Origin of the sequence: Campylobacter sp. BCW_4338 (assembly GCF_001763255.1) — a bacterium.
Classification (GTDB): Bacteria; Campylobacterota; Campylobacteria; order Campylobacterales; family Campylobacteraceae; genus Campylobacter_D; species Campylobacter_D jejuni.
The window spans coordinates 46,628-61,614 of record NZ_MJYJ01000066.1 but is presented as its reverse complement, the minus strand read 5'-3'; the positions used below and the strand labels follow the sequence as shown (position 1 = coordinate 61,614).

The following is a 14,987-nucleotide window of genomic DNA, read 5'->3' as shown; positions in this document are numbered from 1 at the left end:
GGGTGATTATGGAGCGGGAAACGAGATTCGAACTCGCGACCCCAACCTTGGCAAGGTTGTGCTCTACCCCTGAGCTATTCCCGCATAAATTTCTGAAAGAATTGAAGATAAAAGTATAGCAAAATAAACTTAAAAGGAGTTTATTTTGCCTTAAGTTATTTGCAAATAAATAAAGCTTTCGCGCTTAAAATTTGTTCTTTTTCGCTGATAATTGGAGATGAAAGTTCTATATTGTCAGATTTTGCATTTAACATTCTAGGTGCGATATTGGCATTTGTATTTACTTGTAAATTTTTCAATACACAAGTTTTATTAAGATCTAAAGAGTAAGTTTTTTCATATTCGTATGATGTTTTTAAAAGCTCTTTGTAGAGATTTTCTTTGTTGTTGTTTAGTGTATCTTTTGAAAATTTTGTTTGTATGGCTGGTGTTGAAACGCTGATGAAATTATTTTTAGCTATGATAGAATTGATGTCATTTAAAAGCTTGTTAAAATCTGCAAGTTGGTTTTCTTTAAATTCACATTCTAAATTCGCATCAAATCTTTGACCTTTTGGAGTTTGTATACCATCTTTATAGGAAAAATTAGGTTCTAAAGAAAAACTTCCTCCGCTACAAAAATTTTCTTTTTTTGAGCGTTCTAAAATTTGATTGAAAGTATTTGTGATTTCGGCTTTTTCACTATTGTCTAATGTGATTTTTGAACTTAAATTTTCATTTGCCCAAAAATTAATATTTGCATATAAAATATCGGGTTTTAGTGTATTGCTTACTTCTATATTTCTTGAAAAATATAAATCATGATTAGAGTCTTTTTTGCCTAAAAATTCTACATTAAAAACTACTCCTGCAACAAAAAGTAATAAACATAAAAAACCTATACCTAAACCTTTAAAAAAAGCTAACATGGATATCCTTAATAATTTAATTTGAGCTAATTTTAGCAAAAAATTTTAAAATTTTTTGTTATACTCTCATTTATGCAAAAAAAAGAGCTTGAAAAACTACAAGAAAATTTACTTCTTTGGTATGAAAAAAATGGACGCAAAACTTTGCCTTGGCGTAATTTACAAAGTCAAAATTGTGATGAAAGTTTAAAGCATATTGATAGAGCTTATGGGGTTTATATCAGCGAAATTATGCTTCAGCAAACTCAAGTTAAATCAGTTTTAGAAAGGTTTTATTTCCCCTTTTTGAAAAAATTTCCTACTTTGCAAAGTTTGGCTAATGCTAATGAAGATGAACTTTTAAAGGCTTGGCAAGGGCTTGGTTACTACACTCGTGCTAGAAATTTAAAAAAGGCAGCTTTAGAATGTGTGGATAAGTTTGGAGTTAAATTACCCAAAGAAGTTGAGGATCTAAAAAAATTAAGCGGTATAGGAGCTTATACAGCAGGTGCTATAGCTTGTTTTGGCTATGATCAAAAGGTTTCTTTTGTTGATGGCAATATACGCCGTGTGCTTTCTCGTCTTTTTACTTTGGAAAATCCTAGTATGAAAGAACTTGAAAAAAGAGCTAAAGAGCTTTTAAATGTAAATCATGCCTTTGATCACAACCAAGCTTTGCTTGATGTAGGGGCTTTGGTTTGCGTGAGTAAAAATGCAAAGTGTGGGATTTGTCCTTTGTATGATTTTTGTCAAGGCAAATTTCATACAGAACTTTATCCAAGAGCTAAAAAAATACTTTATGAGAGTGTAAATTTAAATCTTTTTTTGTTTGAATTTAATAAAAAATTTGCCATAGGGCAAAGTCAAGATAAGCTTTATAAGGGTATGTATAATTTTCCTTTTTTTAAAGAAGGAGAGTATAAACTTTCTAAAGATATGAGTTTTATAGGGGAGTTTAAGCACAGCTATACTAAGTATAAACTTAATATCAAGGTTTATCATCAAATTTTAAACAATGAAAATAAAAATTATGAATTTAAAACCTTAAAAGAGTTAGAAAGTACCGCACTTTCAGCACTTTCTTTAAAAGCGTTAAAATTAATTAAGCTCTGATTTTTTAGGCAAACATAAAGTAGCTATAAGCATGATGATTGTAAAAATAGCTATATAGATAAAAAAGCCATTTTCTATACCTGCATTTTTAAATTGTAAAGCAACCCAAGGAGCAGATCCTCCAAAAACAGCATTTGAAATAGCATAACCCAAACCTGTCCCTAAAGCTCTTACATGTTCAGGAAAAAGTTTTGCTTTAAAAATCCCAGCAACTGAAGTATAAAAACTTAAAATAACAAACAATAATACCACCAACATAAATGTCAAAGAAGGATTATTTTGTGCGTTATTGGCTATAAGTGAAAAAATAGGATAAATTCCTACCAATGCCAAAATACAAAATACAATTAAAGATCGTTTGTGACCTATTTTATCTCCTATATATCCAAAAAGAGGTTGAATGATCATTAGTATAAATAAAGCACCTAAGAAAAGATTATTAACAAGCATTTTATCCATACCCGTATTTTCCATAAAAGTTTTAGTATAAGTTGTAATAGTATAAAAAGCTAAAGAACCTCCAGAAGTAACCCCAAGCACCATTAAAAAAGGTTTCCAAGATTTGCATAATGCTTTTAAAGTACCACGATCTTCATGCTGGTGAAGTTTTGTAGCACTTTCATTCATCATTTTTCTTACAAAAAGCGAGCCTAGTGCTAAAATTCCGCCTATTACAAAAAGTATTCTCCAAGCATAATCTTTCATATCATCAATGCTAAAAAATAAAAACATTATACTAATGCTTGCAACGGCCAAAAGTTGACCACCTATTAGGGTTACATACTGAAAAGATGAGTAAAAACCGCGTTTTCCTTCTGTAGCAAGTTCTGAAAGATAAGTAGCTGCTATGCCATACTCCCCGCCTACACTAAGACCTTGAATGAGTCTTGCTATTAAAAGTAAGATAATAGCAAGATCTCCCACTGTATCTTTGCTTGGCAAGGCTGCTATCATAAAAGAGCCCAAAGCCATTAAAACCACTGATATAACCATAGATTTTTTACGACCTACTTTATCAGCTAAAGAGCCAAAAAGCCAAGAGCCTATAGGACGCATAAAAAACCCTGCTGCAAAAACCCCAAAGGCATTGATTTGCTGGATAACAGGATTATCTGAAGTTGAAAAAGTATGAGCAAAATAAGTTGCTGTAAAAGCGTAGATATAAAAGTCAAACCACTCTACTAAATTTCCGCTACTTGCAGCAATAATAGAGCGAATTTTTTTCGTGCGAGTAAGCTCTTGCATAAACCCTTCCTTAATTTTAGATTTTTATTTAAGTATAGTGTGATTTTTGTTTAATATATTTAAAAATAAAGAAGAGAAATAAAAAAGATAAAAATATCGATAAAAATGTTACATATTTTAATAAATTTCATAAATTTTGGTAAAATGTTTACTCTAGGAAATATAATGAAATTTAAAAAAATATATATAGAATTAAGCGATATTTGTGGTTTAAAATGTGATTTTTGTCCTTCTCAAAAAGGAATTCGCGGGGTAATGAGTGAAGAAAAATTTCAAAACTTAGCTTATGAAATTTCTAATAAAGCTGAGCTTTTTACCTTTCATCTTTTGGGCGATCCTTTGCTTTTACCTAATTTGGAAAATTATCTAAAAATCTCAAAAAGTGAAGCTATGAAACTTGAAATCACTACAAGTGGCTTTTATCTAAATTCTAAAAATCAAGCTTTATTGTTAGGGTATGAGAATATCCATCAAATCAATATTTCTTTAATGTCTTTTTTAAGTCAAAGCAAAATTTCTTTAGAACAGTATTTTAAGCCTATTTTAGAACTTTGCAAAAAGCATTTAGAGCAAAAAAGCCTTTCTTTTATCAATCTAAGACTTTGGAATTTAGATGCTAATTTTAAAGCACCTAAGTCAAATTTAAAAATTTATGAGTTTTTATCCAAAGAATTTGAAGTTAAGATCGATACAAACTTAAGTAAAAATCGCTTGCAAAGACATATTTTGCTTCATCAAAATAAACTTTTTAAATGGCCAAATTTAAAAGATGAACCCCTTTATAAAAAAGGAAAATGTCATGCTTTAAAAGAGCAAATTGGGATTTTAAGTGATGGAAGTTTGGTGCCTTGCTGTTTGGATACTAAAGCAGATATTAACTTAGGAAATGTTTTTGAAAATAACTTTGATAAGCTTTTTAAATCACCGCGTATAAAGATGATGAAAAAAGCTTTTGAAGAAGATAAACGCATAGAAAAACTTTGTCAAACTTGCGAATTTTTTAAAGCAAGATTGGGTGATTAAAAATTGTTATTTTCTAGCTTTGTTTTAAATTCTTGAATTCTATCTATTATCTTAGGACTAAGACGTAATAATATATGTGTATCTTTGTTAAAATAAATACTTCCTGTTTTAACTGCTTTGGTATTTTTCAATAAAGCATTTGTATCTAAAAGGTTGTTTTTAGCATTAATTCCAAGAATGAGTATGTCTGGATTTTGTTTCAGTATATATTCTGCTGATATAACAGGTCTTGAAATTTGACTTTGCGGGCTTAAATTTTTAATCCCTATGAGTCTTAAAATATCAGCTATTAAAGAATTATCATTAAAGGCCATTAAAGGGTTGCTAGAATAAAGATAAATCGCACTTTTATTTAGGGGTTTATCGCTTAATTTTTTTAAATTTTGGGTAAATTCTTGTTTTAAAAGCTCTGCTTCTTTTTCTTTTTTGGTGATTTGGCCTAAGGTTGTGATATTTTTTGTTATATCTTCTAAACGCTCGGCTTTTAAATTGATACTTTTGATACCAAAATTTTTAAGTCCTTCTTCTAAATTTAAAGAATAAGAGCTTAAAATCACCAAACTTGGTTTTAATGCTACTATTTTTTCAAGTGAAGGATTTGAAAAAGTGCCTACGCTTGTAAGTTTTGAGGTTTGATCTTTAGGATAGATATTTGAGTGTTGTAAAGTGGCAATGCCTACGATTTGATCTTCAGCTTTAAGCATAAAAAGGGTTTCTATGCTTGCAGGATCAAGCACTACAAGGCGTTCTTTTGCATTTAGTGTGATTAAAAATAAACTCATAATAATTAAAATTTTTTTCATTTTTTCTCCTTTAAAGCTAAAATATAAGGTTTAGAATTTTTATAAATAATCTCGCAGTTTAAATCATAAATTTCTTTTAAAATTTCTTGAGTAAAAAGCTCTTTGCTCGTTCCAAAATACTTTATTTCTCCTTCTTTTAAAAAAAGGATTTTATCGCAAAACATGGAAGCTAAATTTAAATCATGCAAGATAGCAACAACGGCTATATTTTTTTCTTTAACTAGTTTTTCGCAAAGAGTTAAAAGCTCTATAGCATAGTTTAAATCAAGGGCTGAAGTAGGTTCATCTAAAAAAAGAATTTTTGGCTTTTTAAGCAAAGCTCTTGCTAAAAGCATTCTTTGAAATTCACCCCCACTTAAAGAAAGTATGCTTCTTTCTAGAAAATTTTCAAGTCTTAAATCCTTAGCAAATTCTTTAATTTCTAAAATATCTTCTTTAGAATAAGAACTAAAAGCGTGTTTTAAATTCGCATATTTGCTCATTAAAAGCACATCGATGACTTTTAAAGGGGTGTTTAATTCTGATTTTTGAGGCACAAAGCCGCAAATTTTGGCAAATTCTTTAAGAGAAAAATCTTTGATATTTGTATTAAAAAGACTTATCTCTCCTTTATTTGGACTTAAATTTTTAAGTATAAGTTTTAAAAGAGTGCTTTTACCTGAGCCATTTGGCCCTAAAATTCCTATAAAAGCCTGATTTTTAAGTTCTAAATGAATGTTTTTTAGTAAATCTTTTTGGTGATAAGCAAAGCTTAAATCTTGTATTTTTAGCATTATAAAAATCTCCTAGCACTTAAAGCCAAGTATAAAAAAATAGGAGCTCCAAAAAATGCAGTTAAAATTCCAATCGGAATTTGTACAGGGGCTAAAAGAGTTCTTGCTAAAGTATCACAAATAAGTAAAAATAATCCTCCAAATGCTGTACATAAAGGGATAACTAAGGCATTATCATAATTTTTAAGCAAAAGTCTTATAGTATGAGGAATGATGAGTCCAACAAAGCCTATAAGTCCGCTAAAAGCAACCGCAAAAGATACAGCCAAAGATGAGACAATGAGTAAATTTATCTTTAATTTTTGAGCATTTACCCCTAGATTTCTAGCTTCATCATCTCCGCTTAAAAGTATGTTTAATTCGTTTTTATGAGCGTAAAAATAAAACAAACAAAAAATTAAAGGCAAGATTAAAATTCCCACACGAAACCAAGAAGCATTGCCTATATTTCCCATAAGCCAAGCGACTATTTTAAAAGAATCCTCGCCTATAAGATAAGTGAAAAAAGAAGTAAAAGCTCCTAAAAAAGATGAAGCTGCTATGCCGATAATGAGTAAAGTCGCTATAGAAGCTTTAGAAGAAATTTTAAAAACTCCTAGGGCAAAAAAGGCAGAGCAAACAAAACCTAAAATTCCATAATAATAATCATTCAATTTTAACAAATACGCCAAAACCGCTCCAAAGGTTGCCGCAGAAGCTATACCTATGATATAAGGATCAGCTATAGGATTTGAAAATACATTTTGAGTGATAGCCCCACTACTAGCTAGAAGCATACCGATTAAAATCGCCATTATAATCCGTGGTAAGCGTCCATCTATGATGATTTGTCTTAAAATTTCATCTTGGCTAAAGATATATGAAAAAAGTTCTTTTGGGTTTAAATTCTCATCTCCTAAGCAAAGTGCTGTAAAAGAAGCGATTATATAAGCTACCAAAAGCCCTATAATCACTAAAATTTTAGAATGCGTATTTAAATTCAACATAGTAGTTTCTGCCATTCCCAACTAGGTATTGATCATTTATACTGTCTTGGTATGTGTAGTATCTTTTATCGAAAAGATTGCGAATTCCTGCTAAAATTTGTAATTTTTTATAATTATATTTCATACCAATATCTGTTAAAAAATAATCCCTTATCCAAGAATTTTTAGACATTTTTCCTGTATTTTCATTTATAGTTCCACCATCTTTTGCTCTAGAAAAATAGGTTAAATCAATAAAATTTGAGAAATTTTTATTCCAAGCGTATTCTAGCCCAGCTGTGGCTTTGATTTTTGAAACATAAGGAATTCTCATGCCGTCATTAACGCCTTTAGAAATTTTAGCATCAAGATAAGTTAGACTTTCTCTAAAGATTAAATCATCATCTAAAAAATTTTGACTCAGACTTAATTCTACTCCTAGACGGCGAGTTTGATCTATATTATAATATTTCCACCAAGATCCACTAGTAGAATGAGGGTTTCCAAGATAAGAAATTTCATCTTTGCTTAGGGTGTAAAATAAAGTTAGATTAAAGCCGTAAAAATCCCACCAAAAATCATCAATACCTAGTTCAAAGGTATCAAAGATCTCAGCTTTTAGGTTCGACGAATAATAGGGTGGTATTCCATTACCAGTTTTGTTGCGATTGGCAAATTGAGCAGGTGTAGGAGAAACAAAACCTCTTTCGTATTTAAGATAAAGATTGCCTGTGTCAGAGTATTTAAAGTTAGGAGTGATTTCAAAAGCAAAATTATTGGTGTTTTTATCGGTATCAAAAAGGGTTGTTGAGTCTGTGATTATAGGATTTGATGATGGCGGTCTTCCGTTTATACTCATTTCATTTCTATAAGATCTATTGGTATTATAAGTGCTAAATTCATATCTAGCTCCACCGGATAAAGTGAAAAATTCATTAAAATTATGAGAATCAAGAGCGAAAATAGAATGGCTTTGTTTAGTCATATCCATTAAAGTTGTCATCCTGTGATAATTTATGACACCTGGAACGCTATAATACACCAAACTCTTTCTTTTTGCATCATGGTTTGTAAATTCATAACCAAAAATAAAATAAGAATTATTTGCATAATTTAGTTTGTTTTTTAAACTTATCCCTGTAAGTGTGTCTTCAAAACCACTTCCATTTTGATAAGCTGTAGTTCCCATCATAGAAATTTCATCTTTTAGATAATTGATCTTTTGATTTTGCCAAAAAGCTTCTAGGTTAAATTCCCATATATCATCAAAATAGTAATGATAATCCAAAGAAATTTCAGGGCGATTGATTTGTGTGATATTGTCACTATTGCCTTTTTGGGTTGGATCGCTTTGAGCTTGTGCTTTTGTTAGATAGCCACTGCTGGTATTTTTGCTTTTAAAATAATTATAACCCAAAGTTAAATCGCTATTATCATTGATATTAATATAGGTTTTTGTGTTGATAAAATAACCTTTTTCATTATAACCTTCTTGATATCCATCAAGGTTAAAACTTTGTATATCAAAGCTAAAAGCTAAATTTTCATTTATTTGTTTGGCGCCATTGATACCTAAATTTCCACCTAGTCCGCCATGATCATAAGCACTGCTTTTTAAATTTATAGCAAAAGCATCTGATTTTTGTTTTTTTGTAATGATATTAATCACACCCCCTCTAGTACCACTTCCATAAAGCACAGATCCACCCCCAGGTATGATTTCTATGCGTTCTACATTATCTAAATTGATACTATCTAGTGGGGTCACACCATGGGAATTATCAAGAACATTAATAGCACGCCCATCGATCATAACTTTTACAGCTATATTGGATTTATCTCCTTGTCCACGCATATCTATATTGCGTCCAAGTCCAAAATTTACAAAGCTAATACCCGAAATTCTTTCTAAGGCTTGTTCTAAGGAAACATAACCTTTATTTTGCAGATTTTTGCCTTCTATGCTGATTACATTGCGTAAATTTGAGTCTACATCTTGCTCAAAACCTGTTGCACTAACAACAACTTTTTGTAGATTGATAGCTTCATTTGACTCTTGTGCATTTAAATTAGTTATTAGTAATAATGCAAATAAAGATAATTTAAAAACTTTTTTATTTGGGTACAAATTTTACTCCTTAAATAAAATAAATAATGATAATTTATATCATAATAATTTAGAATGAAATTTATCCTTTATTAACTTAATTTGGTATAAATTTTTGTTAAAATAGATAATTTTTATATTTTAAGTTATTTTTAATTTGATAATTGATACCATTTTTTTTAATATTTTATTTTAAAATCAAGAAAGGATAAAAATGAATTTTGAAAGCATTATTTCTCATATGAATGATCATCATAAATCAAATTTAGTTGATCTTTGTAAAAAATTTGGTGGTATTGAGCAAGTGCAAGATGTTTTTCTAAAAAGTGTTGATTTTAATGGCTTGGATCTTGTTTACAATGATAAAGAAAATTTACGAGTGGAATTTCCTAAAAAAGCCGATGAAAACACGATTAAAGATACTATAATATCCCTTTGCATGAGTGCAAAGAGCGAGCAAAATTTTAGTGGCGTAGAAAAAGAATTAAATGAATTTATGCTAAGTTTTAATTCTGTAGCTTTGGCAACTTTAAATGCAAATGGAGAAGTTGTTTGCTCGTATGCACCTTTTGTAAGCACACAATGGGGAAATTATATTTATATAAGTGAAGTAAGTGAACATTTTAACAACATCAAAGTAAATCCAAACAATATAGAAATAATGTTTTTAGAGGATGAGAGTAAAGCTGCTTCTGTTATACTTCGCAAAAGATTGCGCTATAGAGTAAATGCAAGCTTTTTAGAGAGAGGTGAAAGATTTGATCAAATTTATGATGAGTTTGAAAAACAAACCGGAGGAGAAGGAGGCATTAAAACTATACGCAAGATGCTTGATTTTCATCTAGTAAAGCTTGAATTTAAAAAAGGACGCTTTGTAAAAGGTTTTGGTCAAGCTTATGATATAGAAAATGGAAATGTTTCACATGTAGGTGCTAGTGGAAATCCACATAAATTCCCACATAAGCATTAATTTATATAAAATCTTATAAATTTTGTTCTTGTAAAGCTTGGGCTTGATGATGAGTGATTAAAGGTTCTATGATTTCATCAAAAAGCCCATCTTGCATAATGGCATCTAAGCGATATAAAGTAAGATTTATTCTATGATCACTGATACGATTTTGTGGAAAATTGTAAGTGCGAATGCGTTCGCTTCTATCTCCGCTTCCTACTTGTGATTTTCTTGCTTCGCTTTCTTTTGCTAGTCTTTCACTCTCTTGCATTTCATAAAGCCTTGCTTTTAGGACTTTCATCGCACTTTCTTTATTTTTGTGTTGGCTTTTTCCATCTTGATTGACTACAACTATACCTGTAGGGATATGAGTGATGCGAACAGCTGAATCAGTAGTATTTACACTTTGTCCACCATGTCCTGAAGATCGCATCACATCAACTTTAAGATCGTTTGGATTGATTTCAATTTCTATATCATCAACTTCTGGCATTACTGCCACGGTGATAGCAGAAGTATGCACGCGTCCTTGGGATTCTGTTTGAGGAACTCTTTGAACACGGTGCGTTCCACCTTCATATTTAAGTCTTGAATAAGCTCCTGTTCCTTTAACAAGCATGATGATTTCTTTAAATCCACCTACACTTCCTTCGCTAGAGCTTACAATCTCAAGTTTATAGCCGCGATTTTCAGCATATCTTGCATAAGCTTTTACAAGATCTCCTACAAATAAAGATGCCTCATCGCCACCTGTGCCTGCACGAATTTCAAGAAAAATATTTCTTTCATCATTGGGATCTTTAGGAAGAAGTAAAATTTTAATCTCTTCTTCAAGTTTTGGTTTTAATTCTTCTAAAGTTTTTAGTTCTTCTTTTGCAAGTTCCCCAAGTTCTGGATCGTTTAGCAAAGCTTTATTTTCTTCTATATTGTCTAAAGTTTTTAAATACTCTTTAGCTTTTAAAACGATAGGTTCTAAATTTTTTTGTTCTTTAGAGAGTGTAGTCATTTTACTGATATCGTTGAGTATATCAGAACTGCTAAGAAGAGAATTTAACTCTTCAAAGCGTTTTAAAAAAGGATCTAGTTTGCTAGCTAACATTAAAAACTATATAGAAAATTATGCGATTTTATTTACTAAAAGGGCTAAGCGGCTTACACGGCGAGAAGCAGTTTGTTTTTTAATGAAACCGCGACTTACCATAGCATGAATGCTTTTATTAGCTACTTTTAAAGCTTCATTAGCAGCATTTTTATCTCCATTTGCTGCAGCTTCTCTTACGGCTTTAGTTATATTTTTAAGTCTTGTTCTATAGAATCTATTTCTTTCTGTTTTTTTAATAGTTTGTCTTGCTCTTTTTTCAGCAGATTTATGGTTTGCCATTTATATTTTCCTTTTTTGAAATTAAAGACTAAATTATATAAGAATAAAATTTAAAATTTCATTAATTTAAGCAAAATTTCAAAATAAATCTTTTAAATTTATATCCCAAAAAACTAAATTAAATTTGAGTAAAAATCCATAAATTACCGCACTTAAAAGTCCAGCAAACAATCCTGCTAGCATATCATCAAGCATTACACCTAGTCCGCCTTTGACTTTTTTATCTATCTTGCCAATAATAGAAGGTTTTGTAATGTCAAAGAGTCTAAATAAAACAAAAGCCAAAACAAAATTGACTATCGAGTTTTCAACACTTGCTGCAATAGCACAAGCAAGAAAAACCCCAGCAACTTCATCAATAACTATGTGTTTGTCATCGTGAATTCCTGTTTTTTTTTCATAATCATCTATAACACGAATACTTGCAACAAAAATTAAAATGCTTAGTAAAAACAAAGTATTAATCCCAAGATATTTAAGTATAAAAAAAGCAGGTATTAAAGCAGCGATAGTACCAAAAGTACCACTTGCCTTTTTTATAGAACCTGAATAAAAAAAAGTTAAAAATAATTTTTGCATTTTGTTACACCATATAAGACATTTGATGAATTTCTAAAAGTTTTTGATAAAATTCTTCATCATTTTTGTATTCTAAAATTCCATCAGTTGGAAAAAGCTCATTATAAATTTTTTGCATATTTTTTAATCTATTTGGAAAAAGAGAAGTTAAAATAACACTAGATACTTCCTTGCGTATGAAAATTGCTGGAGGAATGATGCCCGCTCTTAACAAATCTTTTAAAGACTGAGAATTATAGTGCAAATGGTGATGACAGCCATGAGGGCAAGATCTTGTGCTAACAATCATGCGACATTGATCGCAAAATACAAATTCAGGTAAAACAATCACTTCTATGCCATAATCCTTGGAAAAATCATCAAGTATGGTTTTTGGTTGATTATCATCATAAAACATTCCAAGTCCTGTATGATTTTGTCCTACTACTAGTTTGGTGCAACCTAGACTTTTTGCAATAATGCTTTCTAGGCCAGGATTTAAATGAGCGTGAAAAATATTAATATTTTTTAATGGAAAAATGAAAATTCTATCCGGTGGAAGATAGTTTTGAATAAATTTTTTCAAATAAGATTCTTTAAGTTCGAATTCAAACCCATTTGCATCAAAAGATTCTACAAGAAAAATTACAACTAAATCTGCTTTATCAATAGTCCAACGAAATATTCTTTCATGAGCACGATGCAAAGGATCAAAACTTGAAACTATAGCGGTAATTTTTTGTGCATTAAGATTGTTTTTGATTTGTTGAAAATTTTCTTTTATTTTTTTAATTTGAGAATTGTAAATTTCTATTTTTCCACTTATGCAAGTTGTTCCTATGTCTTTTAGAGAGCAAGTGTTGGGATTGAAAATATCAGAAAATTTTTTATTATTTTTAAATTGGCTTTTAAAATCTATATGTCCTACTACTTTTTCATCTAGTATGAGATCGATTCTATCGCCAGATTTTATATCATTTAGTGCTTCTTCAGCATTTTTTGGTGCAAAGCTTAAGGGATAGGGAAAACTTTCTCCTTTAAATTTTCCTGATTTAATGATTTCATTGACTTCTTTTTCATTCATTAAATGAGTGCAAGTGCCTAGCAAACCTTCTTTAATAAGTGATAAGATGCCAAATTCATTTTGATCTATGGTAATGTTTTTATTTTTTCTTGCTAATTTCATATTTCTTCCTTTTTTCCCATAAAGATTTACGTGAAATGCCTAATTTTTTTGAAAGATCAGTATCAGGAAATATATTTTGGTAGTTTATAATAACATATTTTACATACTCATCTATGGTTAAAATTTCGTTGCTATCGATATTTTTTTCATTATCATTTAAATTAATGCAGTTTATTTTTAAATCATCTGTATTTGAATTGGTATGCAAAATAACATTTTTGTTTTGTATAAAATCTAGGAGTTTTTCCTTTTCTGCTGCTTTTAATGCTTGAAAATTACTCAAAAATAAGAGATTGTTTTCTGTGGGAAGTCTCATAACTTTTTCAACTGAATTTGTAGATGTTAAATCAATAAAAGAAAGAGTAATGTCACATTCATTTGCATAATTAAAAACAAAAGCATCAGCACTGCTTTGCTTGTTGGATTTTAATATCAATGGAAGTTTTAATTTTTTATAATTATACTCTGGAATTTTGATTGTTTCTAATCTTGATTTGATATAGCTTTGATAAGCTTTATTAAGGATTGAAAGTTTTCTAAAATCCTGATAATGCTTTATTTTTCTAATCAGCTCTTCTATCATAAAGGGTTTTTGAATATAATCACTAGCACCTAATTTCAAAGGATTTGAAACTGTATCTGTACTTATATAAGAAATAAGCAAAATAATAATACTATGTTTAAACTGACCTACGGCTTTTAGAAAATTATTAGTATTTGTAGAAAGCAGTACAATATCATAGTATTTTTCACCATTGTATTCATCAAACGAGTTGATAATTTCACAGCTATATCCAGCATCACTTAGTTTAATGCTAATGCTTTGCGCTAGATAAATTTCATTTTCAATAATTAAAACTTTCATAATCTTGTCCAATCAAAATATTTTAAATTTACACTACTAAGCACTGCCATACCTTCTTTTCTTCCAATAAAACCCAATTTTTCTGTTGTTGTGGCTTTAACATTGATTCTAAATTCATCTAAATCTAAAGTATGAGCTATATTGCTTTGCATAGCTTGTTTAAAGTCTTTAAGTTTAGGGCTTTGTGCCATGACGCAAATGTCTATATTAATGAGTTCAAAACCTATTTCTCTGACTCTATCATAAGCCTGTTTTAAAAGCTCCATGGAGTTGGCATTTTTAAATTTCATATCAGTATCAGGATAAAGCTCTCCTATATCTCCAAGTCCTGCAGCACCTAAAATCGCATCGGTTAAAGAGTGAGCTAAAACATCTCCATCGCTGTGTGCTTTAAGCCCCATAATAGGATGAATTTGCACTCCTGCTAAAAGCAAAGGGCGATTCTCTCCAAATTCATGCACATCAAAACCATTGCCAGTAAAAATTTCAAAGCTAGGTTTAGGTAAATCAAGCTTTTTAAGATCTTCTTTAAAGGTTAGTTTTCTTGCATTTTCTTCACCTTCAACAAACCAAATTTTTCCACCCATTGCAGCTATAGCTGTGCTATCATCTGTAAATTCTAGGTTTTGATCCAAGGCTTTTTTAAGCAATTTGGTTTTAGAAATTTGCGGGGTTTGAATGAGTTTGATTTTTTCTCTTTGCAAGGCTTCATTGTCAAAAAGTGTTGTATCTGCAACTTTTAAAGCAGGGGTAATACAATCTGCTTTATCTAAATTTTCAATCAAACGATCAAACAAATTTTTACTCACCAATACCCTTGCTACATCACTTACCATAACAAATTCGCTATCTATGAGCTCTAAGGCTTTTTTTAAGGATTCTGCTCTGGTATCACCACCTTCTATGAATTCATAGTTTTTAGTAAATTTTTTCATATAAACGATATTACTAGAGGTAACAACTATTTTTTTAAAAGGATAAAAAGAGCTTAAATTTTTTGTTGCATAAAGCCAAAGAGGGTCATTTCCAAGTCGTAAAAATTGTTTTTTTACCTTTGTGTTAAAACGAGTAGAATTTCCAGCTGCTAACATAATGAGGCTCATTTCACTCATTTTTTCATTCCTCTTTT

The 14,987-nt window shown here is 30.1% G+C and carries 15 protein-coding genes and 1 tRNA gene; 3 read left to right on the top strand and 13 right to left on the bottom strand.

The window, feature by feature from the left end:
• Positions 1–9: 9 nt before the first annotated feature.
• Positions 10–84: transfer RNA gene (locus tag AJN69_RS09255), tRNA-Gly, on the bottom strand.
• Between the two features lie 71 nt (positions 85–155).
• Positions 156–908 carry a hypothetical protein gene (locus AJN69_RS09250; protein ID WP_002895360.1) on the bottom strand — a complete coding sequence of 251 codons (753 nt, stop codon included), beginning with the start codon at positions 906–908 and terminating at the stop codon, positions 156–158.
• 72 nt (positions 909–980) lie between these two features.
• Here AJN69_RS09250 and mutY point away from each other — a divergent pair, with 72 nt between their 5' ends.
• Positions 981–2,000, top strand: coding sequence for an A/G-specific adenine glycosylase (gene mutY, locus AJN69_RS09245; RefSeq protein ID WP_070288033.1), 1,020 nt, complete (start codon positions 981–983; stop codon positions 1,998–2,000).
• Here mutY and AJN69_RS09240 read toward each other — a convergent pair.
• Positions 1,986–3,245 (bottom strand): MFS transporter, encoded by a 1,260-nt coding sequence (locus AJN69_RS09240; protein ID WP_002851199.1) that lies wholly within the window; start codon positions 3,243–3,245, stop codon positions 1,986–1,988. The two genes, mutY and AJN69_RS09240, sit on opposite strands and share 15 nt — an antisense overlap.
• Before the next feature lie 165 nt (positions 3,246–3,410).
• Here AJN69_RS09240 and AJN69_RS09235 point away from each other — a divergent pair, with 165 nt between their 5' ends.
• On the top strand, positions 3,411–4,268 hold the full coding sequence (locus AJN69_RS09235; protein WP_057100607.1) for a radical SAM/SPASM domain-containing protein: 858 nt from the start codon (positions 3,411–3,413) through the stop codon (positions 4,266–4,268).
• Here AJN69_RS09235 and AJN69_RS09230 read toward each other — a convergent pair.
• The 4 genes from AJN69_RS09230 to AJN69_RS09215 are packed head-to-tail and all read right to left on the bottom strand — an operon-like array spanning position 4,265 to position 8,937.
• On the bottom strand, positions 4,265–5,071 hold the full coding sequence (locus AJN69_RS09230; RefSeq protein WP_002881816.1) for an ABC transporter substrate-binding protein: 807 nt from the start codon (positions 5,069–5,071) through the stop codon (positions 4,265–4,267). The two genes, AJN69_RS09235 and AJN69_RS09230, sit on opposite strands and share 4 nt — an antisense overlap.
• A complete protein-coding gene (locus AJN69_RS09225) occupies positions 5,068–5,844 on the bottom strand; it encodes an ABC transporter ATP-binding protein (protein ID WP_002937913.1) in 777 nt (258 codons plus the stop codon). Before AJN69_RS09225 ends, AJN69_RS09230 begins: the two co-directional genes overlap by 4 nt.
• On the bottom strand, positions 5,844–6,830 hold the full coding sequence (locus AJN69_RS09220; RefSeq protein ID WP_002856526.1) for an iron ABC transporter permease: 987 nt from the start codon (positions 6,828–6,830) through the stop codon (positions 5,844–5,846). Before AJN69_RS09220 ends, AJN69_RS09225 begins: the two co-directional genes overlap by 1 nt.
• Positions 6,805–8,937 carry a TonB-dependent receptor gene (locus tag AJN69_RS09215; RefSeq protein ID WP_070288034.1) on the bottom strand — a complete coding sequence of 711 codons (2,133 nt, stop codon included), beginning with the start codon at positions 8,935–8,937 and terminating at the stop codon, positions 6,805–6,807. The genes AJN69_RS09220 and AJN69_RS09215 overlap by 26 nt, the downstream gene beginning before the upstream one ends.
• Positions 8,938–9,130: 193 nt before the next feature.
• Between AJN69_RS09215 and AJN69_RS09210 the strand changes: the two genes are divergently transcribed.
• The gene (locus AJN69_RS09210; protein WP_052858804.1) at positions 9,131–9,886 is read left to right on the top strand and encodes a HugZ family heme oxygenase; all 756 of its coding nucleotides are present in this window, start codon (positions 9,131–9,133) and stop codon (positions 9,884–9,886) included.
• Between the two features lie 13 nt (positions 9,887–9,899).
• Here the strand turns inward: AJN69_RS09210 and prfA are convergent, their stop codons facing one another.
• The 6 genes from prfA to AJN69_RS09180 all read right to left on the bottom strand — a co-directional run bounded on the left by prfA (position 9,900) and on the right by AJN69_RS09180 (position 14,970).
• Complete coding sequence (gene prfA, locus AJN69_RS09205; RefSeq protein WP_002858952.1) at positions 9,900–10,967, bottom strand: peptide chain release factor 1; 1,068 nt, start codon at positions 10,965–10,967, stop codon at positions 9,900–9,902.
• An 18-nt stretch (positions 10,968–10,985) separates the two neighbouring features.
• The gene (gene rpsT / locus AJN69_RS09200; protein WP_002856547.1) at positions 10,986–11,249 is read right to left on the bottom strand and encodes a 30S ribosomal protein S20; all 264 of its coding nucleotides are present in this window, start codon (positions 11,247–11,249) and stop codon (positions 10,986–10,988) included.
• A gap of 78 nt (positions 11,250–11,327) precedes the next feature.
• Positions 11,328–11,828 (bottom strand): phosphatidylglycerophosphatase A, encoded by a 501-nt coding sequence (locus AJN69_RS09195; RefSeq protein WP_002862253.1) that lies wholly within the window; start codon positions 11,826–11,828, stop codon positions 11,328–11,330.
• A gap of 4 nt (positions 11,829–11,832) precedes the next feature.
• Positions 11,833–12,993 carry a sulfate adenylyltransferase gene (locus tag AJN69_RS09190; protein WP_070288036.1) on the bottom strand — a complete coding sequence of 387 codons (1,161 nt, stop codon included), beginning with the start codon at positions 12,991–12,993 and terminating at the stop codon, positions 11,833–11,835.
• The gene (locus tag AJN69_RS09185) at positions 12,971–13,858 is read right to left on the bottom strand and encodes a response regulator (RefSeq protein ID WP_070288037.1); all 888 of its coding nucleotides are present in this window, start codon (positions 13,856–13,858) and stop codon (positions 12,971–12,973) included. Before AJN69_RS09185 ends, AJN69_RS09190 begins: the two co-directional genes overlap by 23 nt.
• Positions 13,855–14,970: a bifunctional 2-C-methyl-D-erythritol 4-phosphate cytidylyltransferase/2-C-methyl-D-erythritol 2,4-cyclodiphosphate synthase gene (locus AJN69_RS09180; protein ID WP_070288039.1), complete on the bottom strand. Its 1,116-nt coding sequence runs from the start codon at positions 14,968–14,970 to the stop codon at positions 13,855–13,857. Before AJN69_RS09180 ends, AJN69_RS09185 begins: the two co-directional genes overlap by 4 nt.
• Between the last annotated feature and the right edge of the window lie 17 nt (positions 14,971–14,987).

Excerpts from the sequence above, each read along its gene's own strand:
- AJN69_RS09235 (WP_057100607.1), top strand. The coding sequence starts at position 3,411 with ATGAAATTTAAAAAAATATATATAGAATTAAGCGATATTTGTGGTTTA.
- prfA (WP_002858952.1), bottom strand. The coding sequence starts at position 10,967 with ATGTTAGCTAGCAAACTAGATCCTTTTTTAAAACGCTTTGAAGAGTTA.
- AJN69_RS09210 (WP_052858804.1), top strand. The coding sequence starts at position 9,131 with ATGAATTTTGAAAGCATTATTTCTCATATGAATGATCATCATAAATCA.
- AJN69_RS09220 (WP_002856526.1), bottom strand. The coding sequence starts at position 6,830 with ATGTTGAATTTAAATACGCATTCTAAAATTTTAGTGATTATAGGGCTT.
- mutY (WP_070288033.1), top strand. The coding sequence starts at position 981 with ATGCAAAAAAAAGAGCTTGAAAAACTACAAGAAAATTTACTTCTTTGG.
- AJN69_RS09180 (WP_070288039.1), bottom strand. The coding sequence starts at position 14,970 with ATGAGTGAAATGAGCCTCATTATGTTAGCAGCTGGAAATTCTACTCGT.
- AJN69_RS09195 (WP_002862253.1), bottom strand. The coding sequence starts at position 11,828 with ATGCAAAAATTATTTTTAACTTTTTTTTATTCAGGTTCTATAAAAAAG.
- AJN69_RS09230 (WP_002881816.1), bottom strand. The coding sequence starts at position 5,071 with ATGAAAAAAATTTTAATTATTATGAGTTTATTTTTAATCACACTAAAT.
- AJN69_RS09225 (WP_002937913.1), bottom strand. The coding sequence starts at position 5,844 with ATGCTAAAAATACAAGATTTAAGCTTTGCTTATCACCAAAAAGATTTA.
- rpsT (WP_002856547.1), bottom strand. The coding sequence starts at position 11,249 with ATGGCAAACCATAAATCTGCTGAAAAAAGAGCAAGACAAACTATTAAA.
- AJN69_RS09250 (WP_002895360.1), bottom strand. The coding sequence starts at position 908 with ATGTTAGCTTTTTTTAAAGGTTTAGGTATAGGTTTTTTATGTTTATTA.
- AJN69_RS09240 (WP_002851199.1), bottom strand. The coding sequence starts at position 3,245 with ATGCAAGAGCTTACTCGCACGAAAAAAATTCGCTCTATTATTGCTGCA.
- AJN69_RS09185 (WP_070288037.1), bottom strand. The coding sequence starts at position 13,858 with ATGAAAGTTTTAATTATTGAAAATGAAATTTATCTAGCGCAAAGCATT.
- AJN69_RS09190 (WP_070288036.1), bottom strand. The coding sequence starts at position 12,993 with ATGAAATTAGCAAGAAAAAATAAAAACATTACCATAGATCAAAATGAA.